General features: G+C 45.6%; 30 protein-coding genes. 25 read left to right on the top strand and 5 right to left on the bottom strand.

Features of this window, described 5'->3' with window-relative positions; all coding sequences use genetic code 11:
- The 16 genes from B0D95_RS18675 (at window position 1) to B0D95_RS18600 (ending at window position 13,129) form a co-directional block, all read left to right on the top strand.
- Window positions 1–489 carry a PFL_4695 family integrating conjugative element protein gene (locus tag B0D95_RS18675; RefSeq protein WP_168172486.1) on the top strand — a complete coding sequence of 163 codons (489 nt, stop codon included), beginning with the start codon at window positions 1–3 and terminating at the stop codon, window positions 487–489.
- The gene (locus tag B0D95_RS18670; RefSeq protein WP_078045275.1) at window positions 486–782 is read left to right on the top strand and encodes an RAQPRD family integrative conjugative element protein; all 297 of its coding nucleotides are present in this window, start codon (window positions 486–488) and stop codon (window positions 780–782) included. Before B0D95_RS18675 ends, B0D95_RS18670 begins: the two co-directional genes overlap by 4 nt.
- A 2-nt stretch (window positions 783–784) precedes the next feature.
- Window positions 785–1,021: a hypothetical protein gene (locus tag B0D95_RS18665; protein WP_078045274.1), complete on the top strand. Its 237-nt coding sequence runs from the start codon at window positions 785–787 to the stop codon at window positions 1,019–1,021.
- Between the two features lie 15 nt (window positions 1,022–1,036).
- Window positions 1,037–1,450 (top strand): hypothetical protein, encoded by a 414-nt coding sequence (locus B0D95_RS18660; RefSeq protein WP_078045273.1) that lies wholly within the window; start codon window positions 1,037–1,039, stop codon window positions 1,448–1,450.
- Between the two features lie 38 nt (window positions 1,451–1,488).
- Window positions 1,489–1,845: a DUF3487 family protein gene (locus B0D95_RS18655; RefSeq protein WP_168172485.1), complete on the top strand. Its 357-nt coding sequence runs from the start codon at window positions 1,489–1,491 to the stop codon at window positions 1,843–1,845.
- The gene (locus B0D95_RS18650) at window positions 1,838–2,482 is read left to right on the top strand and encodes a PFL_4703 family integrating conjugative element protein (protein WP_168172484.1); all 645 of its coding nucleotides are present in this window, start codon (window positions 1,838–1,840) and stop codon (window positions 2,480–2,482) included. The genes B0D95_RS18655 and B0D95_RS18650 overlap by 8 nt, the downstream gene beginning before the upstream one ends.
- Before the next feature lie 65 nt (window positions 2,483–2,547).
- Window positions 2,548–3,297, top strand: a complete 750-nt coding sequence (locus B0D95_RS18645) for a TIGR03749 family integrating conjugative element protein (protein ID WP_246841655.1) — start codon at window positions 2,548–2,550, stop codon at window positions 3,295–3,297.
- A 1-nt stretch (window position 3,298) separates the two neighbouring features.
- The gene (locus B0D95_RS18640) at window positions 3,299–4,771 is read left to right on the top strand and encodes a TIGR03752 family integrating conjugative element protein (protein WP_168172483.1); all 1,473 of its coding nucleotides are present in this window, start codon (window positions 3,299–3,301) and stop codon (window positions 4,769–4,771) included.
- Window positions 4,752–5,243 (top strand): TIGR03751 family conjugal transfer lipoprotein, encoded by a 492-nt coding sequence (locus B0D95_RS18635; RefSeq protein ID WP_078045268.1) that lies wholly within the window; start codon window positions 4,752–4,754, stop codon window positions 5,241–5,243. Before B0D95_RS18640 ends, B0D95_RS18635 begins: the two co-directional genes overlap by 20 nt.
- Window positions 5,240–8,074, top strand: coding sequence for a conjugative transfer ATPase (locus B0D95_RS18630; RefSeq protein ID WP_078045267.1), 2,835 nt, complete (start codon window positions 5,240–5,242; stop codon window positions 8,072–8,074). Before B0D95_RS18635 ends, B0D95_RS18630 begins: the two co-directional genes overlap by 4 nt.
- Before the next feature lie 9 nt (window positions 8,075–8,083).
- Window positions 8,084–8,287, top strand: coding sequence for a hypothetical protein (locus tag B0D95_RS20605; RefSeq protein WP_078045266.1), 204 nt, complete (start codon window positions 8,084–8,086; stop codon window positions 8,285–8,287).
- Window positions 8,271–8,717 (top strand): DUF1525 domain-containing protein, encoded by a 447-nt coding sequence (locus B0D95_RS18620; RefSeq protein ID WP_078045265.1) that lies wholly within the window; start codon window positions 8,271–8,273, stop codon window positions 8,715–8,717. The genes B0D95_RS20605 and B0D95_RS18620 overlap by 17 nt, the downstream gene beginning before the upstream one ends.
- A complete protein-coding gene (locus B0D95_RS18615; protein ID WP_078045264.1) occupies window positions 8,717–9,673 on the top strand; it encodes a TraU family protein in 957 nt (318 codons plus the stop codon). The genes B0D95_RS18620 and B0D95_RS18615 overlap by 1 nt, the downstream gene beginning before the upstream one ends.
- Before the next feature lie 29 nt (window positions 9,674–9,702).
- Window positions 9,703–11,076 (top strand): integrating conjugative element protein, encoded by a 1,374-nt coding sequence (locus tag B0D95_RS18610; protein ID WP_078045263.1) that lies wholly within the window; start codon window positions 9,703–9,705, stop codon window positions 11,074–11,076.
- Window positions 11,069–11,443, top strand: coding sequence for a hypothetical protein (locus B0D95_RS18605; protein WP_078045262.1), 375 nt, complete (start codon window positions 11,069–11,071; stop codon window positions 11,441–11,443). The genes B0D95_RS18610 and B0D95_RS18605 overlap by 8 nt, the downstream gene beginning before the upstream one ends.
- Before the next feature lie 9 nt (window positions 11,444–11,452).
- Entirely contained in the window at window positions 11,453–13,129 is a 1,677-nt protein-coding gene (locus B0D95_RS18600; RefSeq protein WP_078045261.1) for a conjugal transfer protein TraG N-terminal domain-containing protein, read from the top strand.
- Window positions 13,130–13,170: 41 nt separating this feature from the next.
- On the opposite strand, the gene B0D95_RS18595 is transcribed toward B0D95_RS18600, so the two are convergent.
- Entirely contained in the window at window positions 13,171–13,407 is a 237-nt protein-coding gene (locus tag B0D95_RS18595) for a hypothetical protein (protein ID WP_078045260.1), read from the bottom strand.
- A gap of 225 nt (window positions 13,408–13,632) precedes the next feature.
- Between B0D95_RS18595 and B0D95_RS18590 the strand changes: the two genes are divergently transcribed.
- Both B0D95_RS18590 and B0D95_RS18585 read left to right on the top strand, forming a co-directional pair.
- Window positions 13,633–13,929, top strand: a complete 297-nt coding sequence (locus tag B0D95_RS18590; RefSeq protein ID WP_078045259.1) for a carbon storage regulator — start codon at window positions 13,633–13,635, stop codon at window positions 13,927–13,929.
- A gap of 69 nt (window positions 13,930–13,998) precedes the next feature.
- Window positions 13,999–14,436 carry a hypothetical protein gene (locus B0D95_RS18585; protein WP_149867951.1) on the top strand — a complete coding sequence of 146 codons (438 nt, stop codon included), beginning with the start codon at window positions 13,999–14,001 and terminating at the stop codon, window positions 14,434–14,436.
- On the opposite strand, the gene aroA is transcribed toward B0D95_RS18585, so the two are convergent.
- Together aroA and B0D95_RS18575 are read right to left on the bottom strand one after the other, a co-directional pair.
- Window positions 14,433–15,719: a 3-phosphoshikimate 1-carboxyvinyltransferase gene (aroA, locus tag B0D95_RS18580; RefSeq protein ID WP_078045257.1), complete on the bottom strand. Its 1,287-nt coding sequence runs from the start codon at window positions 15,717–15,719 to the stop codon at window positions 14,433–14,435. The two genes, B0D95_RS18585 and aroA, sit on opposite strands and share 4 nt — an antisense overlap.
- Window positions 15,706–15,972, bottom strand: a complete 267-nt coding sequence (locus tag B0D95_RS18575; protein WP_078045256.1) for a hypothetical protein — start codon at window positions 15,970–15,972, stop codon at window positions 15,706–15,708. The genes aroA and B0D95_RS18575 overlap by 14 nt, the downstream gene beginning before the upstream one ends.
- Window positions 15,973–16,044: 72 nt before the next feature.
- Here B0D95_RS18575 and B0D95_RS18570 point away from each other — a divergent pair, with 72 nt between their 5' ends.
- From B0D95_RS18570 to B0D95_RS18560, 3 genes are read left to right on the top strand one after another with little or no spacing between them, the layout of a single operon-like run.
- The gene (locus B0D95_RS18570) at window positions 16,045–16,302 is read left to right on the top strand and encodes a type II toxin-antitoxin system prevent-host-death family antitoxin (RefSeq protein ID WP_078045255.1); all 258 of its coding nucleotides are present in this window, start codon (window positions 16,045–16,047) and stop codon (window positions 16,300–16,302) included.
- Window positions 16,302–16,718 (top strand): type II toxin-antitoxin system VapC family toxin, encoded by a 417-nt coding sequence (locus B0D95_RS18565; RefSeq protein WP_078045254.1) that lies wholly within the window; start codon window positions 16,302–16,304, stop codon window positions 16,716–16,718. The genes B0D95_RS18570 and B0D95_RS18565 overlap by 1 nt, the downstream gene beginning before the upstream one ends.
- Window positions 16,719–16,768: 50 nt before the next feature.
- The gene (locus B0D95_RS18560; RefSeq protein ID WP_078045253.1) at window positions 16,769–17,521 is read left to right on the top strand and encodes a hypothetical protein; all 753 of its coding nucleotides are present in this window, start codon (window positions 16,769–16,771) and stop codon (window positions 17,519–17,521) included.
- 68 nt (window positions 17,522–17,589) lie between these two features.
- Here the strand turns inward: B0D95_RS18560 and B0D95_RS18555 are convergent, their stop codons facing one another.
- Together B0D95_RS18555 and B0D95_RS18550 are read right to left on the bottom strand one after the other, a co-directional pair.
- Window positions 17,590–17,811, bottom strand: a complete 222-nt coding sequence (locus tag B0D95_RS18555; RefSeq protein ID WP_078045252.1) for a hypothetical protein — start codon at window positions 17,809–17,811, stop codon at window positions 17,590–17,592.
- Window positions 17,812–17,919: 108 nt separating this feature from the next.
- Window positions 17,920–18,132 (bottom strand): hypothetical protein, encoded by a 213-nt coding sequence (locus tag B0D95_RS18550; RefSeq protein ID WP_078045251.1) that lies wholly within the window; start codon window positions 18,130–18,132, stop codon window positions 17,920–17,922.
- A gap of 340 nt (window positions 18,133–18,472) precedes the next feature.
- On the opposite strand from B0D95_RS18550, the gene B0D95_RS18545 reads away from it, so the two are divergent.
- From B0D95_RS18545 to B0D95_RS18530, 4 genes are all read left to right on the top strand, one after another.
- A complete protein-coding gene (locus B0D95_RS18545) occupies window positions 18,473–18,952 on the top strand; it encodes a thermonuclease family protein (protein WP_149867950.1) in 480 nt (159 codons plus the stop codon).
- A 118-nt stretch (window positions 18,953–19,070) separates the two neighbouring features.
- On the top strand, window positions 19,071–20,291 hold the full coding sequence (locus B0D95_RS18540; RefSeq protein WP_078045249.1) for a hypothetical protein: 1,221 nt from the start codon (window positions 19,071–19,073) through the stop codon (window positions 20,289–20,291).
- Between the two features lie 76 nt (window positions 20,292–20,367).
- A complete protein-coding gene (locus B0D95_RS18535; RefSeq protein WP_078045248.1) occupies window positions 20,368–22,521 on the top strand; it encodes an ATP-dependent endonuclease in 2,154 nt (717 codons plus the stop codon).
- Between the two features lie 8 nt (window positions 22,522–22,529).
- Window positions 22,530–24,455, top strand: coding sequence for a UvrD-helicase domain-containing protein (locus tag B0D95_RS18530; protein WP_078045247.1), 1,926 nt, complete (start codon window positions 22,530–22,532; stop codon window positions 24,453–24,455).
- Window positions 24,456–24,745 lie beyond the last annotated feature (290 nt).

Here is a 24,745-nt window from a genome sequence, read left to right as displayed (position 1 = left end):
ATGATCGTTTGTTTGTTGGGGCTAATGGCTTGTCCCATTATTCATGCCGAGACGGAGGTATTGGCTGATTATGGCGGCCGCGAAACAGGGCTTAAGTCTCCGCAGGAGCAAATACGCGAGTTGGCTAACCGGATGCCTGTGCCACAGGCACCAGCAGAGAACGGATTGCTGCAACGCTTTCCTATTGAATCTGACTTATCGGTCGGTGTGATCGAAACCAAGCAGCATGATAAACCGGTGTCCAGACCATTTTTTATTCTTGGTTACGACGAGCATTCAGCGCAGTGGCTTGAAACCAACCTGAATCATTTGCAGGAAATAAATGCACTGGGACTCGTGACCAATGTGAGATCAGCGGCAGAGCTTGCGAGATTACAGCAGTACGCCGGAACCATTGAGTTACAAGCAATGCCTGTAGAGAGCATTGCAGAACAGTTTGATGTGGATAGCTACCCCGTATTGATAACCACAGAGGAAATTACCCAATGAAATATATGCTACTGCTTGGCCTGTTAGTGAGTGTGACTAGCGTTGCCAATACCGATGCTACTACTGAGGAAGAGCGTCGATATCTGATAAAAATTGCCCAGGATCTTGCGCATCTAGATGAGCTGGCAGCTAAAGCACAAAACAAAGCTGATCCCCACGCGCGTATCAATTTGGACTATGTGGCATTGCGCAATGATTTGCAGGAAATGAAACGTGCACTTGAATCGCACATCACAAAACCGTCTCGTTCACCGCGCAACATTAAATCGCTTGAATTAGCGAGCAAGAACTAAGCATGAACAATGCAGCTAAAGATGTTTTTATCGCCTATTTTGGACAGCCTTACACGCTTTACACGGCGTTCGCTGTATTGTTGTTTTTAGTGCTAGGAATTACATGGATGATCATAACAATCAAAGCGTTTCAGGAAAGAAGCGAAGATAGAAATAAAGATGATGTTCGTTTGCTCTGGGTAGTGTTGAGAGGACTGTTTCTGTTGCTGCTGCTAGTAGCGCTATTCATGTCCAATTAATCTATCGGAGTTTGTATGTTAAAGCTGGTTTCATTGCCTCAATTATTGAGTGCTCGCGCTCGCGCAAAAATACAGGCATTAAAAAAATTCCTTCCTTCCTTACTGTTGCTCACCGGTTTGGTTGCTATTGCCAGTGCCAATGCGCAAGAAATCACAATGCCAACCGTTGATATCGATGGCATAGATGAAGATTCTGATGGCGCTGACATTATCATCATCATTCTCAAATACCTTGGAAAAATCGCCATTTGGGGTGCAATGCTGTACTCCGGTTTTGTGGCACTTAAAACTATTTTGAAATCTTGGAATGAACAAAAATCAAATGATCAAGGTCGCTGGGGCGCGGTGATTGGTGATTCACTGGGCAGCGTAATTATGGTGATTTTTGTAATTGCCGTTGGCACATGGGTATTAAGTTTCCTGAGCTAATTCAGCTTTTCATCCGCTCAATTCAATGGAGACCCAACATGTCCGAGCATGAAAACCGGCTTGCAGATGCGGTTAATCAAGAGCCAATTGTTTATAACGATTGCACCCAAAGCGAACTGATGGGTTCGATATTTATCGGATTCGCTACTGGACTAGTGATCGGCGTTATCGTCGGTATTGCAATAGGTTTTTTCATGCTCGGCATCATCATTGGGTTGATGCTTGCGGTGGGTGTTTGCTGGTTATCCATGAACTGGATTAAACATATTCGCCAGAAGTTTTACCTGACTTGGTTTAAGGAAAAAATATTCCTATTCAAATTAAGTCTGGGAATGGCATCAGGAAAATATATTGGACACACAGAGAGATTTGGTAAGGGGGCACGCCGTGGGTGATGCACGCAACATCCTACATTCAAACGATTCACACATCTGGACATTGCGCATTGTGGTGTTCGTGCTGGCTGCATTGGTATTTATCCAATCGTTAGTTATTTACTCACGACAAAATGAAATAACTGTGCATGTACCGCCAGACTTATCAAAAGGAGCCACGCTAAAACCTGGTGCACTGCAGGCTGCGAATACTTACGCATTCGCCATGTATGTCTGGCGCAACTTAAATGATTGGGGCGTTAACGGCAAAGAAGATTACGAGCGCCTGATTAATGAATATCAATGTTTAGTAACGCCAGAGTTCGAGCAATGGCTCCGTAAAAACCATGCACTAAAACGTAAACAAGGCGAACTGGATAGAACACGCGTTCTATCAGAAATATCGCCCTACCATCCCCAAACGGTCACAGAGCTTGGCTCAAATGTTTTTTCAGTTGCCCTGTTGCTGAAAATTCAAGAGCGAGTCAAAGGCGTGATTATTAAAGATGTTGCCATGAGTTATTCCATTCGTGTTGTGCCTGACTCACGCAAATGCAATGTCATGGGTATGGCCTTGGACGGATTTATGTTTGATCCGACCCGCGCAGAGCAAGAAGCTGAAGAAAATAGCAAAAAAGCGAGGGCAAGAAATCAATGAAAAAGATAATGTGGATTGTATTAATCGCAATGATTCCGTTACACGCATTCGCTGAACGAACAGTTGTGTGGAATAAATTTCCGATAACAATTGTGCTGCCAGTCGGCGAAGAGATCCGTGTTTCTTTTCCCACCGATATTACCTTACAAGTGCCGATGGAGGTGACCGAACGCCTGGAGTCACTTGCGCCGAATCAACGTGTGGTTTATTGGAAGGCGACAGAGGCTTTTGACACTGTGCGCGTTATCGCCACGGCAACCGATAATGATTCGGTTTATCTGATTGATTTAGTGGGGCAGCATGGTGCAACCGCTGAACCACTGTATATCGAAGATCCTGATAGGGTTATTGCTCAAAAGGCTGCGCAACAGACTGAGGCCTTGAGCGAATCAGTGACATCACCCTCCATCGAGCAGCTCGACCCACCAGAAATATTACTGACCCGATTTGCATCTCAAACGCTCTACGCGCCGCGCCGACTCATGCCTGTAAATCCGGATATTAATGCGCAGCCAGTTCCAACGATTACGGCAAATTTTCCGCTCATGCGCTCACAATCCGGAGAGCAGTACCAATACTCGATAGTAGGTGCCTGGGCAGGATACGGTCGCTTTATCACTGCAGTTATGGTGGAAAACAAAAGCCCTGTGTCAGTACAGATTAACCCCGGCCTGATAAATGGAAATTTCACACATATCACTGCACAGCATTTGTATTTGGGTGCGGCTGGCACACTTGAAGATCGCACCACGCTCTATCTGATTTCCGATGCTCCATTTACCGCAGCAGTCATGGAGGATGGTTATGGCTACTAGTATGAGCAGTAATAAATTGACCTGGGTACTGGTTGCTGTACTGGCCATTGGTGTGGTTGTGACGGTGATCAACTCCAACAACAAACCAACACCAAAAGTATCAACCGAGGGTTCAGCTCAGCCACAAAAAACGTCACCAAAATCAGAGGACGGCGATACCGTTGCGGAAACCATCCGCGAGGTTTCGGCACGCTATACCGCTCAGGTAGACGAAAACAAGCGCCTCAAAGACAACCAGGAGTTGCTCGAAAGAAGACTGGCACAACTCGAAGGCAGTAAATCTGCACCAGGGAATGCGGCCAAAGTTGAGGAAAACCCAGTCTTTCAGCAAATGAGTTCAGAGCTTGTTGCTATGAAAGAGGATTTTAAATTGCTCTCTCAAAATATGCTGAAAGAGAGCAAGGAAAAAGCCGCAAAAAATAATGGGTACGAAGTCACTCAAGAGGATTTAGGCTGGGGACAAACGGGCAGCGCAAAGCCCAACAAAAAAGGCCTCATTGAACAATCACCCGCGTTACCTGGATACGTCACTATCAGGCCGATGACTCGCTCTCAGCTGCTTAACTTTGATCCAAAACTTGCTGAGTCAGCGCTTAAGCAAAAAATGGCGGCGGGTGCTGCTGGTGTATCTGATGTTGGCTCAAAAACAGGTATTACCAATACGCTGAAAAAGACTGGCGGCAAAATTGCGCCAGAGATTACACCGCATTACACCATCCCGGCACGAGGAACGATTTTTGAATCCGTGGCGATGACTGCTTTGATTGGCACTGTGCCATTGGGTGGCAAGGTCAACGATCCATTCCCTGCAAAATTTATTGTTGGTGAAGAAAACCTCGCAACAAATGGTCTTCGCATTCCTGGTTTAAAAGGGATTGTTTTTGAAGGTATTGCGCGCGGCAATTGGAATCTTTCTTGTGTTGCAGTAAGCCTCACGGCGGCCACCTATACATTCCAAGATGGACGCATTCAGCACATGCGTTATGACCAGGCATTAAACGGTGGCGGTGGCTCTAAAGCAGCGAAATCCAATTCTCCTTTTGCCGAGGGAGAGGCCTCAGCCAGTATTGGCTACATCACCAACCCGCAAGGCGTTCCCTGCATACCAGGTCGTCGTGTGACGGATGCACATAAACAATTATTCACCATGGGAATGTTGGGCGCAGCAAAGAGCTATTTCGATGCTAAGGCCGCTGCAGAGACGACGACGACCGATAACCCTTTGGGTGGTGGGTCAACCAGTGTTACTGGCAACCAAGCTGCCTTTATCAATAACCAAACCTACTCCGACTCGATGGATACCGTAATGGATTTTTACAGCAAGCGTATGCGCGACACGTTTGATGTGATTTACGTCGATCCAGCAGCAAAAGTCTCATTAAACATCACTCAAGATTTATACATCGATTACCACAGCGATGCGCGCAAACTCGCCTACAACAATGGAGGTCGCAATGTTAACGCACTGGATTAATTTACCACTGGTTTTAGCGGTCATTTTCTTGTCTGGCTGCGCATCAAAATTGGATGATGTGACGAATCCAAACGCGCCCACCATGAAACAGGTTTATGAGGATTACACAGGAACAAACCAATCAGCGATCGCAGACCGTCAAGCACTGCTGATGCAGCGTCCTGCAGTGGAGTCTGTCTATCTACAGCTTGGGCTGCCACCCTACCCCGAGCGTCTAGACCATCTTTACCCACGGCTGCCCAATCCAGACTTGTTCATGTATGTACGCCCACATGCTGTGGGAGTTACCGGCGCGCCTGTACCGGCTTACATAACTCGATTCTCCATGTATGAACGTCAACCCTATGCACTTCCGGGAGAAACCCTGGATGCTGCTCGGATTATTACAGACCACAAAATTAAAGTGATTGCGGATAAAGCGGATCAAAAAGCTAAAAAAAATAATTATGAGCGGGAGTTATTTCACGAATGACAGCCGACCTAAAGAGCAAAATAGCCGCAGGACTCAAAGATTATTTTTTTCGGGGAGCACCCGTTAACGGCAAAGAAATTACCGCAAATGATTTGAAGCGTGGCTATAAGCAGCGCACTCCAATATCAGGCTATTTACCTTGGCTGGATATTATCGAGGACGACAAACTGCTCCTGGAGGATGGCCGAAGTGTTGCTGCCGTGTTTGAAGTGCAACCAGTACCAACAGAAGCGCGCTCTAAAGATTTTATGGCGCAGCAACGCAATCAAATACGCGATTTTATTACTGGCACATTTGAAGAGCACAACCAATCGCCGTGGGTAATAACTACCTATTCGTGGCTGGATTCAGCGTCTTTTACATCGATTGTTGATCGGGTGCGCGATCATGCTATGCATGTACATGCGCAGCGTGATGCAGTGCTTGACGAGTACAGCAATTATTTCATCGATACGATTTTTCGTGAACACATCGAGGATATGTCGCGCAAAGGTGGCCTCTTCACTGATCCACTCGCAAACGACAGAAACTGGGGGGGCTCGAAGCGCAAAACCTATATGGTTTTTTATCGTCGCCACACCGGTGCCAGTTCGCGGCGCAAAGGCATGACGCCCGAGCGTGAATTGGATACGCAATGCGATCGCGTTCACCAGATGCTCAAAGCAGCGGGGCTTAATGGTCGCCGATTAAAAGGCGGTGAAATCCGAGATTGGTTATTCCGCTGGTTTAATCCAAATCCACGCCAAACACAGGGGGATACTGAGGCATGGCTGCGCATGAATCCCTATGCACACACGGAGGATGAGAAAACCGCCGAGTACGATTTATCCAATGATGTAATGACGCGAGACGTGCGCTCTGATGCAAAAACGCGCTCCTGGTATTTTGACGGGATGCCGCACACGGTGTTATCCGTTGAGCAAATGAATCAGGCACCAAAGATTGGACAACTCACTGCAGAGCGTTATGTCAGTGAAGAAGAAGTGAGTGGAGCAAATGCCCGCATCACATGCCTGATTGATGAGCTACCGGAAGGCTCGCTAGTCATTACCAATATCGTGGTGAAACCGCAGAGCGCGGTACGTAAGCATTTAGAAAAACTGGCCAAAAACTCGCGCGGGGATACGCCCGAGGCAGAAGCAGCTCGTGAAGAAGTGGACTTTGCTCGCAGTCAAATTGCGCGCGGCAATAAACTTTATCCCTACGCCATAGGCATCGCACTGCGCGCTGCCGATGACGACGAGCTTGATAACGCCATTATGACCGTCGAAACCAAACTCGCTGCGAATGGCTTGCAAGTCATCGATCCAGAATACGATGAGGTACGCCTCGATCGTTACATTCGCTTTCTGCCGGGTGCTTATGATCCTGCACTGGCTCAAGTAGAAATTCGCCAGCGCCTGGCATACACACACCACCTCGCCAATTTGCTACCTGTCTATGGCCGTGGCGTGGGCACTGGCAATCCAGGTGTTGTTGGTTTTAATCGCGGTGGTGAAGGTTTTTTATGTGATCCACTGTATACCGGCGACAGAACCAAAAACGGACACTTGTTTTTATTTGGCCCCACTGGAGCTGGTAAATCGGCAACATTGGTATGGCTTCAGATGCTCATCACCGCCATTCACAATCCGCGCTGGGTAGTCATCGAAGCCGGTAACAGCTTTAACTTGCTGTCAGAGTTTTTCAGAAAGTGGGGCAAGTCTGTTGAAGATATTGTTCTTCGCCCAGGTATGGCGCCTTCGATTCCACCCTACAAACCTGCGCTGGAGTTGATTGATAGCAATGGCAACTTAATTCAATCGCATTCAGTGATGGAAGAAGTGCTAGAGGGCGAAGCAGAGCTGGAAACCGCGAGCAAAGATACTGAGGCAGCCGATGGTGGTCAGCGTGACATTCTAGGTGAGATGTTAATCATCGCTCGACTCATGGTCACAGGCGGAGAAGCGCGTGAAGAAGATCGCATGAGCCGATCGGACGTTGGCCTGCTTAAAACAGCCATCCTCAATGCAGCACGAACCGCAAAACTTGCAGGCGAACAGGATTTGCTCACCAGTGATGTTATTGCGGCACTTGCGGCGCTTAAATCAGAGAAGACCGAGCGCGCCGGTCGCATTGATGAAATGGTTGAAGCCATGAGTTTGTTTACAGATGGCTTTGCAGGCGAACTATTTGATAGACCAGGTAGTGAGTTACCCGATGCCGATTTTATTCGCATTGAAATGGGAACGCTTGCTTCCGGCGGCGCTAACAAAGACAAGCTGTCGGTCGCTTATATCTCCATCGTGAATCAAATCATCGCCCGGGCGCAGCGCACCCAGCGCGATGGTCGTCCTACGATAAATCTCACTGACGAAGCCCACGTTATTACTACCGACAAATTACTCGCGTCCTATCTCGTTGTGGTATCCAAATTGTTAGGTCGCCGCATGGGGCTGTGGTTGTGGCAGGCCACCCAGAACATGAAGGACTACCCAGACGATGCAGAAAAAATGCTAGCGATGTTTGAGTGGTGGATGTGCCTGTTTGTGGATCAAGGCGAGCTGGCCAATATCGAGCGGTTTAGAAAACTCACACCCGATCAGCGCACCATGCTGCTCTCCACTACAAAGGCACCTCGGAAATACACCGAGGGCGTCATCATGAGTGACACCGTTCAAGGCTTATTCCGCATCGTGCCACCCGGGTTGTGTTTAGCACTCGGACAATCCGAGAAAGAAGAAAAAACCGCGCGATTCAAACTCATGCAACAACACAACATTTCAGAACTGGAAGCGGCCGCCATGATCGGTGAAATGATTGCTAAGGGACGCCGCAAAGCGGTGGCATAGGTGAAGAAAATGGATCAAGAAATTCGATACGCCTTTCGTATAGATCGGGACAAAGAAACACCTTGCCATATTAGCGAATTAAAAAAGGGGGACGTGTTTTATATGGTTTCCCAAGGAGCCAAAAGCGAATTGCTCCAGGCAACCGGAGAACCCTTTACGGAAATCGTAAATCACCAATTAGTGTGGAGCATTTCCCATGAAATTTATCGCTAATCGCATAATGCTTGCCGGACTCTTTTTGGTTTTTGCTGCCTCTTCTTCGCAAGCACAAACCCTCATCGAGGTGTTCACCGATTTACCCGCACTCATCGATGCGCCTACGGATGTTAAAACCGTTCATTACGATTTGAGTGAGGTATCCAGGCTCAAACAAACTGGATTACCTAAGCTGCCTCCCAACCAGGAGCAGGCCATGAAAATGGCCAATGCATTTTTTGCAACACCAAAAGGCGAAGCGTTTAAATCGGAAATGCGTGCTGCCATGCGTGGCCAGCAAAAGATGATGAAGTACCAGATAAAAAAAGTTCCGGCGATTGTTTTCGATGAAGGCAAGTACGTTGTCTACGGATCAACGGATGTTTTTGATGCAAGAAGACTCTATCTGGCAACCCTCGAAGAAAGAACAGATGGAGAGAATGATTAATGCTGAAATATGTATTTGTAATTTTTCTGTATCTATCAATAGTTTCCTCGGCGACCCATGCGCAATCAGTTCCTACCGGAGAGAAAGAAGGCAATTTATCTACGCTTGACATCATCGAGTCGGCAATAAGTTGTGTTGACTGTTTAGAGTGGGAGCTTCTGGGAATTTGCTTCTGGTTAAGATGCTCTCTATTTAGTTGCGATATAGAAACATCGTGGAGAGTTGGCCACTATATTCCAGAGCTGGTCATTGCTTCGTATACCTTTCAGAGCGAGTGGGATGCAACAACTGACTGGAATAATAATCCGAGCGGTGCCATCACCCGAAGCGAGTCCTCCAAAGACCAAGACACCAATTTGGATTTTAAATCCGTAGATGTCATTTCACATCCAGCAACCTGGATTTTTGACGCATTGGGTTCAAGCGAATTCTTCTGTGAATCTGCAAACGACATTCCCATGTTGCCGCATTTCCTGTCCAGCTTCGATCCGAATTGGAACGATCCAGGAATAGAGCAGATTTTTCCGCAATCGATATTCGGCACACCAAAAATAACGACTGGTAATTGGCTTCCCATTTTAGGTGATGGCTATTGGGCGCCCCTTTATCCTCGCTGTGGTTGGGGCGCACATCCTTATGATGCGATTAATGCTGCCGTAGCCGCACACCGAGCTGCTGAGATCGTTACCCGAGACTTACAGCCTCACGTTTACCTCCCAGCCAACGGCTCATGTGAGAACAGGTGCTGGCGGCCAGATCCTGTGAGCATTGGCGGGAACGATAATCGATTCCAGCAGGTAGCACCTTGGGTGGAAAACTCTCATATGACTTTTGGTGGCCCAGCGTCTTGGGCAAATGGACGACGGAAAAATCGGGAAAGCTATATGTGGAATTTGTGGCGCTATTACGCCTGCTGTGAAAGAGAAGGCGCGTACATCACCAAAGTAGATTTTTAATCTTGCTTACAAAGCATGAGGATTTTGGAATGAAATTTATAAACCAAGCGCTTGCGCTCTCAACACTCGCTTTCTCTTGCCTGCTATCAGAAACGGCTACAGCAGATGGAAATATCGTCAGGCCAACCGGTGACGGTTCTTGGTATTACGCGATTGGTGGTGGTGATCCCTACATGTATTACAACCAGTCGAATAAAACCCACCTGAACCTATCAGCGGCCGCAGATTGGAATTTGTTTCGAGGCTGCTCATTTGATCCCAGTTTCGGTATTGCAGAGACCTTCTCTGACATCGAGCACAATGTCTATGGGCTTACAGAGGACGTCTTGGGAGCCGCTACAGCCGTTTTCTCCGCTTGGGGGCTGTCCCAGATACAAGAAAACTGGCCAGGCCTCTACGACACGCTGACAAAAGGCTTAAAAGATGCAAAAGAAAGCTTCACGCTCTCCCTGAAAACCTGTCGCGATGCAAAAGCCGATCTGCGCGCCGGTCGCGATCCCGTGGAGGGCTGGATCGCCGTTACACGTAAAAGCTCGTGGGATAAAGCCAGCATGAATGGTGACAATCCTGTATCCGCTGAACAATCCATTGAGGAGTCATCAGGCAATGCAGGTATCAAATTCGCCGGTGGTGTCGCCAAAGGCGGACTCAACCAGGAGCCCATTCGGATTGTGGAAGACACGATTAGTGCTGGGTATGACCATATTGCCGGTGGCGCTGCTGTGGAGGATGCTGATGGTGTGAATGGCGATCCCAATATTACCCGAGTTTTTTCGGATTCGGCTGCAGCAGCGAAATGGACTCGGGAAGTGGTGGGCGAGCGCATTGTTCGCACCTGCGCTAACTGTGAAAAACTGAGAACCAAAGTCGGCCAAGGTCTGCGGTATCAATACCGCAAAGAGCGTGATATAGCTCAGGCGGATCTCCAGACTCTCCTGTCCAAACCAGCCAGTTATCGTTACACGTCAGAAGATCTAAACAAACTTTCCGTACCTGGTATGGGCGTGACCATTAACGATTTGACGCTGCAGAACCTGCGTCGAGCACCGACCGATGAACAACAAATCCTGGCAAATAAATTAGTCGGTGAAGTTTCCCTGGCAAGAACCATGGAAAAAGCGCTGATCGCGCGCGACCTTATGAATGCCGGAGCACAGGAACCCAATATATCCGCCTCCGGAGAGGTGGCACAGACTGAAATTGATTACTCTCGCCAACGCTTGCAGGCAGAAATTGACAACGTTTTGTTTGAATCAGAAGTTCGCCAAAAGATTATTACCAACGCCGCTGGCACCATCGCTCAACGCGGCTCTGCCCGTAACCAAGACAATCAACGCTTCACCGATTTTGTGCGAATCAGACCTGCTCGCCCAGGTATGACCGAGGGCGGAATTAATGAATAACGCTGAGCAAGGTTTCACTCAGAAACCACAAATTAACTCGCCTCGGCTCGCCCGGTTTAAACGCATCACTATGTGGATTGCCGGATGTTTTATCGCCGCATTCGCAAGCGTCATCATCATGAAAATTATGCTGGCGGGTGATGGTGAGAGAATCCAAAACCTACATAACTTCTCGCAATCTCCTTGGCTGCTGCTGTTTAGGCTGTGTATTTACTATTTTCTGTGGCGCAATTGGAAAAGCGTGTTGGCACTGCGTGTGCCAACCGTCACGGATGAACTGGTGAGGTCTTCTCGGCGACCACTGCTGGTACTAATTATTTGTTACGAGGTCTTCTTTGCCTCCAACTTTCTTCAATACATTCAGTAGGTAAATGTTATGCCCGTTGGTAGTGTTTTAGAGCTATATACCAGTGTGCTGGCCTGGAATCTTTATGGTGCCATGTGGGCATTACTGACGAACACCGGGCTAGTGTTGGTTCCATTTGTAGCGACCCTGGTAAACACACTCCTGTCTTTGCGTGAAGCCAATGGAGACATCGACTCGGACAGCATTATTCGAATTCTGGAAACACGAATTTACTCAATGCTATTCGTTGTATTCATGGCTGCGCAGCCAATGATTTATGTGCAGCTCAATAAAACAACTTATACACATTACCGGTGTGAAGCCACAGAAAGCGGTGTGCTGGAGAAAACGGCTTCCGAAAAAGAATTCGGTAATTCAAATTCAACACTGGATCAAAAAGCGGGGGCGTTTAATGCCATGCTGGATGGTCATACTCCTAAAGCGCCCCTGTGGTGGTATCTAGTAACTCTCTTAAACCATGCTATCGCTCAGTCTGCCAAACAAGAGCTTCCATGCCAGGCTGATTTGCGAACCATGGTGTCGGGATTGTCCGAACTGGAGATACCCGATAAGACGCTGAAAGATGAGTTAGGGGATTTTTACAATCAGTGCTGGCGACCAGCCGTGAACCTGTATGGCAGTCAGCGCCTGCCCAATTCAGAGCTGCCATCGCAATTCCAGAATGGGGAAATTTATGACGATATTGCGTGGCCAGGATCAAAGTTTTTCCTGTCTCGCGCGGGATATTACGACACCTTGCGTGCGACGAAAGCATTAGCACCAGAGCACTTTCCATACTCAGAAGCGCGTGACTCAGCGATATTGCCGCCACCACCGGACGGGGTTGAAATTGGTGGCTATCCAACATGCCACGAGTGGTGGATGGGGTATCCGGCAGACGGTGTAAGCTTAGGGTCGGATCATGGGTTACGGACTCGCCTGCTCGATAACGTGAAATCCAATGGCGCTGAAGAGGATTGTGGAGATTGCACAGGTGCTTGGTGGAATTTTTGGTCAGCCGATAAATTTGCGACAACGGAAGATAAGGATAATGCCCTGATTAAAACGGCACTTTTTAATTCCCAGAGCGCTATGGAATTAAACCTGGGCAATGGATTATCGGGCGGAGGGGATAGCCTTGCTTCTGATACGGTTGGTGCGATTAAGACCGGGATTGCATTCCTTGGTGCAGCAATGACATCTATTCCAAATGCAGTAGAAACAGAATCCTACCGAAAACTTGCTCCCGCAATACAAGCAATAACCCTAATGATATTTATCATTGTGCTGCCGTTCTTGCTTACCCTGGGTTCCTTTAGTCTCGGCAATTTGGTTACGCTCAGCATCCTTCAGTTCAGCATTATTTTTTGGTCATTCCTATTTGCTTTTGCGGCATGGCTCGACAATTTTTTGCTGGATTCATTACTCAGTTTCGGCGATGACGGTAGAACCGTTGTGGGATATGTAATGCCAGATGCAGTTCACAATCCGGATGCCATGGCAATTAGCTGGGTGGTACGGATGTGCTATTGGTTGTTGCCGCTGCTATTCACGTATTATCTAGGAGCAATCGGATTGTCAGCAGGAACTCAAATTACCGGTGCGGTAAACAAGGCAGGCCTTGGTGCTGCAGGACAATCTTCAGGATTCGCAGGGAAACTGCAGAGCAATTCAATTTCAAAAACAAAAGAAATGGCGAGGAAGTGACAGGATTAAAGTGATGAAGCCAGCTGAACTAGCTGGATTTTTCACGGCCTCTCATTTAAGAAGTGCGGGCTCTGTGGGTCATCAAACTCGATATCGGATAGTGGATTTCGATCTGTTTCGCTTTGATGCCCTTGTTGCTCGGATGCCATCGCATCAACAATAAATCCTATGACCAACAGGACAGCCAAGCATACTTTACACAACAGAAACCAAGCCGCCTTTCCAGTAAATAGGGCAGTTGATTTAATGATTTTTGTGCCAAGAGCTTTGTTGTCCATTTTTGGATAGCCTGTGATTCAAGGGTTATTTGATAAATATATAGCAGTTCTTGGGTGAATGGAAAGTGAACAGTTAGAGCTTTGCCAAGATTGTCGTATTTATCAACTAATTGCGTGATTCTATTGCTGATCTACCATTGAAGAAGTTTGTTAAAGATATACAATAGTTTTTGAGTTTAAATTTAATCTTAGTGACACTCACCCCCTCAAACAAATGGAGTTGTTATGCTAGTTCTAGGCCGCCGCGAAAACCAATCCATCCGTATTCATACTACTGATGGCATTATAGAAATTCTAATTACAAAGTTGGATGATCGACACGTAAAGCTTGGTTTTGAGGCGCCGGATGCGGTGACAATCCTTCGTAGTGAAATTGATGCCTCTGCAGAGAATTTTCTTCCATCAGCAACGACCGAAAGGTTTAAGCGCGCGCAACACAAATCGTCCCGGCTTGGTTTTAAATCCTTATTGCGAAAGCTGGGAACCCTTTACAGTTCGCAACGAGCTGGAAGGGCGGATTAAGTCGAGTGAGTTATTCACTAGTAAGCGCAGATAGATTAATGAAGTTTATGTTCGGAGAACCATCAAGCTTTGATGATCGAAAGCGATATACACGAGTTCTGTGCAGCGTTAAATGTTTTCTATTGCGGCCGGTTTAACTATAAAAAGCCATATTGCAATTCTTGGCACAACAAAATTAACGCACGCAGTCACAAATATACGCTCACTCTGTCTTGGGATGCTTCTGAAAGGAAAATTTCCATAACAGCAATTTCTTTTGCCAAAAAAAATGTAGGGCATGGAACTGCATTGCTGGCGCTTTTAGTTGAATTAAGCGGCAAATATGGTTACGAGACAATTGAATACATCAGCGTCCTTACTGATGCAATGAAGTGCTTTGTTCAGAAGTTTGAGTTTGAAAATCTTCCTGGGGCAGCCTGGCCTGGAGAGCCGGAACTGCCTTCAAAAAACTGGAGTAAACCCGTTATCGACTTGAAGAGGTTGCTGCAGGATAAAAATATTTCTTAGTTCACCACTGACCCAAACACTTCAAAGTAGGTCGGGAAAGTTTTAGCGGTACATTTCGGGTCATTAATCCGCACAGGTACACCACCAAAGGTAGCGAGCGAAAAACACATTGCCATGCGGTGATCGTCATAAGTATCAATCGCCGCATTTGGAATTAAATTTTTCACCGGCGTAATTCGCAGCCAATCTTCACCTTCTTCCACTATTGCGCCGAGTTTGCGCAACTCAGTCGCCATCGCAGAGATGCGATCGGTTTCTTTCACGCGCCAGCTGGCGATATTGGTCAGACGCGATGGGCCATCGCAAAAGAGCGCAACCACAGCGAGCGTCATAGCTGCATCGGGAATATGGTTGAAATCGCGATCAAAGGCTTTGAGCGGTAATGATGGAGCGGAGGCTTCAATCCAGTTTTCGCCTTTGGTAATGGTCACACCAATTTCTGCAAGCGCATCGGCAAATGCAACATCGCCCTGAATACTTTTGGCACCCACACCTTGCACACGCAGCGGGCCAGCACCCAACGCACCCGCCGCAAGGAAGTATGAAGCAGAAGACGCATCGCCTTCCACATACACAGTCGCGGGGCTGTTATAACCGGTCGCCGCCGGAACAGTAAAACGCTCCCAGCCATCGCGCTGAACATTTACGCCAAACTGCGCCATCAACTTGAGGGTGATTTCAATGTACGGCTTGGAGATAAGCTCACTCACCAATTCGATTTGGGTTTCTTTGCCGGTCATCGGCAATGCCATCAGCAACGCGGTGAGGAATTGGCTGGAGACATCGCCGCGGATTTTGATACTGCCACTAGCCGCGATTTGCGCAGGCTTGATCAACAGCGGCGGAAAGCCTTCCTGCCCGAGATAAGTAATATCCGCACCTATCTGACGCAGCGCATCCACCAAATCGCCAATCGGGCGCTCATGCATACGCGCTACGCCGTGCAACTTATAGGTACCACCGCTCAATGCCAGCGCCGCCGTCAGCGGGCGAAAAGCAGTACCGGCGTTACCGAGGAAAAGATCCGCTTCTTTATTCGGGAAACTACCGCCAGTGCCAACTACGCGGTAATCGTTCTCGCCGGTTTTAGTCACACCCACACCCAGCGCCGCCAAGGCCTCCAGCATGCGGTCGGTATCGTCAGACTTCAGCAGATCGCGAATATCCGTCTCGCCTGTGGCCAGCGCCGCCAGCAGCAGCGTGCGGTTGGAGATACTCTTGGAGCCAGGCAATTGCACTGTGCCCTGGGCGCGGGTAACGGGAGCGAGATCAAGAAATTCCATCGTGAACCTTTCTACGGTAATGGTTTGCAAATAAGTGATTAATTGGGAGCGCATTAAAAACGCGCATCATACCGCTCAAGTAAGTGCCCGTCCTAAAAAAGTTGCCTGTTTCTCTTAAAGCCTGCTCCCATGCGAGCAGGCCCTTTAATGCAATTCTTGCGGAGTTTTCACCCGAGGACTGACTTGCGATATGCCCCAATACATCGATATTGCTCTGGTGAAGCTCATTGGTCTCTAGCCAAGAAATATTCATTTTCTGGTATACCCACTTGAATCAAGCTCAAAATGTAGTAATGTATTTACATTGAGCTTTTGAGGATATTCTATGAGCATAACCACTATCACCAGTAGAGAATTCAACCACGACAGAGGGGGGGCGAAAAAGGCTGCCCAGAAGGGGCCGGTATTTATTACAGATCGGGGAAGACCTTCACTTGTATTGATGACGGCAGAGGAGTACCGGCGGTTAACAGGTAAAAAGAAAGACCTGGCCGAATTGCTGTTCATGCCTGGCGCAGAAGATATTGAGTTTGACATCCCTAAGCTGCCAAATGACTTTTCTCGACCTGCGGATTTTTCATAATGTATTTACTGGATACCAATGTTGTTTCGGAATTACGGAAAGTTTATCCAGGCAAGGCTCATCCAAATGTGAAGAATTGGTTTAGTTCGATTGATGGTGCGGATGTTTTTTTATCGGTTATCACGCTTCAGGAATTGGAAATCGGTGTGCTTCTTCTTGAGCGGAAAGATTCCAGGCAAGGTGAAATATTGAGGGCTTGGGTTGAGGGGTATGTAATCCCAACTTTTAATGAAAATCTGCTGGACGTATCGAGAGAGATTGCTCTTGCAAGTGCGCGATACTATATCCCTAATCCGCGTCCCGCCCGCGATGCGCTTATCGCCGCGACCGCAGAGGTTCACAAGATGACGATCGTTACGAGAAACACTGCTGACTTTGAGGGATTGGGGGTCAAAATCCTGAACCCTTGGCTATGAGTAACGATGGATTAAAATGCCTACTAGGCTAGAAGCACAGAGGTTTTAATATGTACCGTCCTTTGAGCAATAATGAATACGCCGTTGTGAGCAAAACAATTTACGAAGAGCGCGGCCTATCGGGCGGCTTGGCTGAAAGCATGTTTATGGCTTACACAGGAAGGGCGCTCGCACTTGATGCGCCTGAGTTTGAAATTTTTCAAGAGTCGGAGATCGAGCGCAAGACGCGGCTTGCAGAAAAACAGAGTGAGAAAGTGATTGAGCTTAATACGGGTGCAGAACTTAGACCTATGGAGTTTCTCAACAAGCTTGATGCACTTTCAAAAAACGATAAGCCAAGCATAGACCCAATAAATTGTTATGAATGGTTCTATGGTGATGAAAGCGCTTTGGATGCTCGCCACAAGCGTTTGCGCTTTAAGTTTTTCAACTCACCTAAATACCGCAAGCAGGTTCTGCGCAGTTATCTGCAGGATGGCATACTGGAGGAATCCCAGCTGGCCAACACCGATTTGGTTGGTGAGATTATTGGAGAATTTCATCGCAAGTATCCTGGCACCCGCCAAGGAGTTATCAGTTATTACGAAACACTGTTTGGCGATCCAAGCGGATTCAGTTATCGCTGTGCAATGGAGCGCGAGGCATTTCACAATGATCCTGTGTTTCGGGCAGAGCTTTTGAAAAAGCTAAGATTGGATGAGCACTTATCAACTCATGAAGTTCGAGAGGCATTGAAAAAATCCGCTCTTGAAACAGGGGTGGTGACAACGGAGCAAATAGCACAATGGGAAGTAAATCTTTAACCCAATAAAAAGCCCCTAATCGTGAGAAAAGGGGCTTTTATATTTGTCAGCATACCGACCTCAAACAATCAAAAGTAAGTGCGAATTGAATTCATCGCAAACCCATGATCGTTTTCACGAAGCCAGTCTACCAACTGATTGTACTGATTTAGCACCATTGATTTGATAAAGGTGCGGTCGCTTTGCTTTTCGCTTACAACCACATCGCACAAACCACTAGTGCCGTTGAAATTTACACTCATCACATGACGACTGTTCACATCGAAAGTTTGTTTGTTTGCGTCTACCATGATTAAACTCCAAGCTTGGTTGATTAGGGAATCCCCCTAAAAGTCCTGCTAAAAGGCCTTTAGGAGGATTCCCTAATCGCCGAAAGCGAAATCAGGGAAAGCTCAAACTTACTTGCAAAACTTCTCTCTGGCCATGTTCATTCCAAAGAGGTGGTCATGCTCTCTCAAGAATTCAACACGCTCGTTATATTCCTCAAGCTTTAGGCCTGTGGCTTTAAACGGATTCTCAGGAACGCGAGAATCAACAGATACCATGGAGATTGTTACTCCAAACTCTGCTTCAACAGTGCGAAATTCAGAAAGATTGAATGTGGATTTCATTGGGCGCTCCTGGATTTAAATAAATAAATCGAAGGAGCTAAGGCCAGCCCGGGCGGGGAGGATTAGACTCCCCGATGGGTGGTAAGGATTAGGACAGACTTTCGTCTTGCTGCATTGCGGACCTGTGTGCAGCTAAATTAAGGGTCAGTGAAGATGTCACTGGGCATATAGCCCCATAAAGATAGTTTGTTCTTCGGTAGGGTGCAATATCTCAGCTGGATTTTTAAGACCAAAAGGATGACGAATGGGTATCTGTTGCGTAATATCGAGTAATTGACATACACATAACAGCAAGTAATCTCCCTCTCTTAAATGTAATAAAGCTCAAACATGGATGCTTATGAATATATTAAAGGTTTCCCTCCTCGCGCTTCTTCTCGCTACCCAGTCAGTATCCGCTGCAGACCAAATTGCAGGAAAAGTCGTCAAAGTAAGTGATGGCGATACGGTCACCCTCCTTGTGAACGGCTCTGAAACCATCAAAGTACGCCTCTCCGAAATAGATGCCCCCGAAACCAATCAACCTTGGGGCAACAATTCCAAACAAGCCCTCTCGTTGCTCATAGCCACCAAAAACGTAACAGTCAGCACCACTGGCAAAGACAGGTATGGCAGAACTCTCGGTATCATTTACCTTCAAGAGGAAAATATTAATAAGCTAATGGTTCAAAATGGCAATGCATGGGCGTACACCAAATATGTGGAGGACCAAGAATATTTTCTCCTTCAAGATCATGCTAAAAAACAAAAAGTTGGATTGTGGTCATTGAGCGCAGATCAGATAACCCCGCCCTGGGAGTGGAGACATAAATCCAAATAAAAGCTTAGCCTTCACAGCCGGGAGTGTGCCCAAAGCAGACCTTCACCTCAGGCAATGAATACTTGTTCAGCCTGGCGTATCTTTAAGTCAACTATTATTCTTGATAAGGACAAAATTTGTGGATTTCTTTGCAGTGGATGACAGTATCGACCTGAAAAGCCTTCACCCAAAGTTCAATGACCTGAACAACCAGCTCGGCTACCGTGGTGCTAAGGAAATAATCTCGGGATGGGCCCAAGACTTTTATGACAAAGATTTTAAGGCAAAGACTGAGTTTCAAACTACCTTTCACTCGACATTTTGGGAGCTATATATTCATGCCGCGCTCAAGGAGTTGGGATTTGTCACTTCCGTCTTGCATAACAGGCCTGACTTCATCATTCAACAACCTTCCGAACTATATGTTGAAGCAGTTGTTTCTGAAATAAGTAAGGGTGGAGTCCCTGAAACATTACGAACAATAGAAGATGTTGAGCGCAATCTATATCCTATTACCACGCGAGAAGAGTTCTCCGAGCTAATTGATGAAGCTATCGTACGCCACTCCAATTCCTTCTTCAAAAAGCTCAAAAAATACCGCGGATTTGAGGAAAAAGGCAAACCAATCAAGGGCTATATTGAACTCGACTGGGTCGATCCAAACAAGCCTTATATCGTAGCAATTTGTTCTTACGACCAAATTTCTTACGGTCGAGAATTTATATATTCAATGTTTGCTTTGCTGTATGGAAAATATTTTGACCCGCTCACTAAAAGTTACGTTATTAAATCCTCAATCAAAAAGCCTGGAACCGATGCAGATATAAAACTGGGGTTGTTTAACGATGCTTCATACCATGAGGTGTCAGCTGTCATATTCAGCAGTACGCTCACTCTTGGAAAACTCGCCTCTTTATACAAATCTGAAAACCCTAGCCTCGATACCATTTTAAGTATCAGGCACCTACCAGATGAGCCTAGGTTCCGGCTGCACGAGGTAACATCGGACAATCCGGAAATGCTGTTAGACGGCTTATATGTGTTTCATAATCCCTATGCCAAGAACTCACTTGATATGGAGTTGTTTTCTCGGTTAGCTCAGTTTTCCTGCGATTTCCACGGGCCCTATCAGCAGGGGAATTATCCACTAATTGTCTCGCGTTATCACACTAACCTCTTGCCTGCTGTACTGATCAATCATTTAAAAGCCGAAACCTTCGAAAGGTTCAATCCCGAATATTGTGCGCGCGAGTTAAGAAAAATAACGCAAGATCGCAATAAAAGTAAAAAGGATAGTGTCAAGTCAAAGAAAAAACGCGCAAGGAAAATAGCGCAGGCATCTCGTAAACGGAGCCGATAGCACTTGATCCTGATAACTTATTTATTCAGAGTCAGATTTCTTTTTTTGGATGAAAACATATTTGTAAGGTTTTTGTATGAAAATCACTTCGTTCATTTTAAAAAACTATCGCCGGCTTTCCGATGTAACTTTAATGCTTGATGATAAAACGACTGTCATTGTCGGTGCGAACAATAGCGGAAAAACATCATGTATTGGAGCTCTACATACATTTCTAAAAAGTCCGGACAATCTGAGAATTAGAGATATATCGAAGGTAAACTGGAAAAAAATACAAAAAATAGGCGAGCAAATTGAAAAGACATTCCCTACAGATGAGGCTATAACAGAGTTGTCGAATGTTTTCGTTAGTCTATTGCCGAGATTAGAGCTTACTATCACTGCAAATGCGAGCGAAGCGTACAAGGTTCGTGACATTCTTCCTGATCTGGAATGGCGAGGAGGAGCATTATCTGTTCGTATAAATTATGAAGCCTCCGATATTGTTAATCTTTTGCGTGAATTTTCTGACACCAGAAAAGTGGTTTCTGGACACAAAGACAAGGTAAGTCTGTGGCCTAAAGATCTATGTGATTTTCTAGAGAAAGGGCGGAACTTCAATAAGTTTATTAAACAAAAACATTATATATTGAGTAAAGATCCGGAGGCAGCGGAAACTGAAATTTTACAACCCCTAAAATCTGAAGCCTTAAAAAAACTAATTCGAGTGGACGTGATATCCGAACAGCGCGGATTAGGCACTGAAGATAATGCGGATCAAAAAGGGCCATATTCAGAAAAGCAACGACTCAATAAGCTGCTTCGTGAATATTATGATCGAATTCTAAATCCTGAAGATTTTCCAGAAGTGCAAGATCTTGAAGTTTTGGGACAACAACAAGTATTAGAAAAGGGATTTTCAGACAGGCTAAATAAACAATTCCAAGCGCCATTTAATGAACTAAAAGGCATGGGTTATCCAGGTATTGGCGGTAATCCATCTGTTGAAATTGTCGCTAAAATTAGCGGTACCGACGCATTACAAAAAGCGTCTTCGATTCAATATCGTTTTGATAAAGATGAAGATGAGTTTCTTCCAGAAAGCTATTTAGGTCTAGGTTACCAAAATCTCATTTATTTAACTTTTAGGCTGCTAGAATTTAGAGACAAGTGGATGCGTGTCGGGAAGTCGGCATCAGCTGGAGATAATGTTGGCGAACAGATTGAACCAATTCATTTGGTTTTGCTTGAAGAGCCGGAGGTTAATCTTCACGCGCAAGTTCAGCGAGTTTTTGTATCAAAAGCTTATGATACTCTTCGTAATCACCCTGACTTGCGCGACAATGACACAAAAAAGGATAAGATTGAATACCAAACGCAGCTCGTCATAAGCACCCACTCCAGTCATATTATTAATGATATCGATTTCAAAGATCTACGTTACTTTCGAAGAAATAAAGCCAACAAAGCCATTGCGATGGATCATACGTCAATTGCAAATATGTCAGATCTCTTTTCGAAGGTAAAAGATGAGATCCTATTTGTTAAAAAGCATTTGAAGCTATCGCACTGTGATATTTTCTTTGCCGACGGAGTTATTTTTGTAGAAGGTCAAGCTGAGCGTTTACTTGTGCCTGAATTTATCTCGCGTAGTTTTCCAAAACTGTCAAATAGGTATATATCTCTACTTGAGGTGAGCGGTGCTCACACTCATATGTATAGAGAATTGATAGAGAAGCTTGGTGTAACAACCTTAGTATTAACAGATATAGATTCAGTTGGTTTAACAGGAGAATCCTGCGCCCCACAAAAAGGTTTAGGCCTAAAAACGAATAATGATACCTTGAGACTATGGCATCCAAAAAAAGAATTGCTGGACGATTTGGTGAGTTTACCAAAGCATCAGCATGCGATAGAGAGTAATGGCACACCGCTATACGTTGCGTACCAAAAGTCAACCTTGATATCAGAGAAAGAAATTTTGTCGCGTACTTTTGAGGATGCATTAATTTTGGCCAACTTCGAAAATGATTTTTTTCAAGGAAAATCCAAAATAAAAGCTGCATTTGAAAGCAGTACTAAATCTCTGTCGGATTCGCTATATGATTATGTTCAAGGTTTAAAGAAGGGTGATTTTGCATTCAGCTGCATCTTCCATCTAGCGGATAATGAGGCAAATAGCTTCAACGCCCCTGGGTACATATGCGATGGCCTCTCTTGGTTAGAAAGCCAGCTTTCACCAAAAGTCTAGGAGGGGATATGTCAGAAAATTTTTATTTAGCAGAAACTAAACCAGATAATCATGACAATGACGTAGATAAAAATATTCAAGAGTGCTTAAAAATAGGTAGTGGAAAAAGTTTTATTACCTTTGCGGGAGCAGGATCAGGAAAAACCTACTCACTAAAACAAGCTCTTGATTTCCTAAATGCAAAATATTCTAGTGTATTGTCTCCACAAGGAAAGAAAATTGCTGTTGTAACTTTTACAAACAATGCAGCTGAAGAGATCAAACATCGGATTGAACAGCGATCAATTTTTGCAGTATCGACGATACATAGCTTTTGCTGGTCTGCAATTGTAGGTTTTAACGAAGATATTCGAAAATGGTATATAAATAAAATCCCTGCGGAGCTTGCGGAGCTCGAAGACTTAGAAAAGCGTGGTCGAGCTGGAAAGGCGTCAGATGCCAGAAAGCAAGCAATCGTTCGTTTAAAAGATAAAATGGAATGGTTGGCACAGCCGCGCTCATTTATTTACGATCCAAACGGAGCCAACTTTGAGAAAAATGCGTTGTCGCACACTGATGTATTGAAAATTTTCTCTAGTTTTTTGACTGCCAAGCCGTTGATGGCAGATGTTATTGTAAACATGTTTCCTTTCATCTTCATCGACGAAAGCCAGGATACAAATTCAGACGTAATAAATGCATTCTTTGGATTGCAAGATGCCAAATCTGATAAGGTGGTTATTGGCTTATTTGGAGATACGATGCAACGCATTTTTGGTGGTGGAGAGCCAAAGCTAGGTAAAACTAAGCCGATCGGTTGGGTAGCCTTCGACAAAAGAATGAATCATCGCTCAGCGCGACGTATTGTTGGCTTAGGCAATCAAATTCGAAATGAAGATGACCAACGTAAACAGTTTGCTCGTGATGGAGCCGCTGATGGTTATGTTCGATATTTTTTACTGCCCAATGGTATTTCAAACAAAGAAGAAGTCGAAACCAATATTCGTGAAACCATGATGACTGTTACGGGGGACACTCTATGGATGGACGTGCATTCCAAAGAAACTGCAATCTTACTTTTGGAGCACAAAATGGCTGGACGACGGCTTGGTTTTGATGCTCTTTGGGAAACGCTTTCAAAATCAGGAAAAATTAAAGATCAAATTTCTGATGGCTCAAATAGTGAGCTGAAATTTTTCTCTGACATTGTTTTTCCCATGGCAGAGGCAAGTCGGAATCAAAGACGAGCCGAGCTTATGTCTATTATGAGAGAATGCAAGTCACCGCTTTTGGAGGCTAGCGTACTAGAGGCAAATAAGGACGACCCACTTGCTCTTGCTCGAACCGCCGAGCATGCTTTCAGAGACGTGGTATTAAATCATACGGTCAGCTTTCGGACAGTTCTAGAGGTAATTGCTACACACAAATTACTAAATATTCCTGCGAAATTACAGCCTTTTGTAGCAGCGACCGAAGAGGGTGATGGCCAATTGAAGCCAGTCCAGGAAAAAGCGTTGCAGGTGGTAGAAGAGGAATCGAAAGAGATAGAAGACAATGAGATTACCGCTTGGGCTGAAGCGCTGGAAACTGATTTTTTTCAAATTAGAAATTATAAAAATTATATAGAGAACCGCTCGGTATTCCGCACCCATCAAGGCGTTAAAGGTAATGAATTTGAACGCGTTATGGTTATCATGGATGATGATGAGGCGGGAGGATTCCTATTTTCCTATGAGCAGTATTTTGGCGCTAAAGATCTTTCCATAGACAGCCAAAGAAAGCGCGAAGCAGGTGAAGAAGTTGGTTTGGATCGCACCCGAAGGTTATTCTATGTGACATCAACGCGAGCAAAAAATAGCTTAGCACATGTGATTTATACATCCGACGTGGCTAGGGTAAAAGCAAGTCTTGTTGAGAAAAAATTTGCACGTGAAGATGAGATTATCGAGTTTTAGAGAGGCAATATTCTGTTTGTCTAGGTTATCTGGAAAGTTCAACCACTCGTGTCTTGATTAGCCGTCAAAATCATAATCGTTTACCATCTGCTATGTCTTCTCTTGGCCGTTATACAACGTAATTGACTTTTGATTTGTTCGAAGACAGCGTTAAGTCGCCAGTGTGCCCCATAGCGGATATGCCGTTTCGGATTGAGCGTGAAAAATAATGGATTCGAATTGGTGCAACGAATAAGAAATTTCCGAATTGATTCAGTCAAAAATTACAATTGATTAGTGAATAGATAAGT

This window comes from Cellvibrio sp. PSBB023 (genome assembly GCF_002007605.1).
Classification (GTDB): domain Bacteria; phylum Pseudomonadota; class Gammaproteobacteria; order Pseudomonadales; family Cellvibrionaceae; genus Cellvibrio.
Note: the sequence above shows the minus strand (reverse complement) of the source record. Positions and strands in the feature narration are given on the sequence as shown.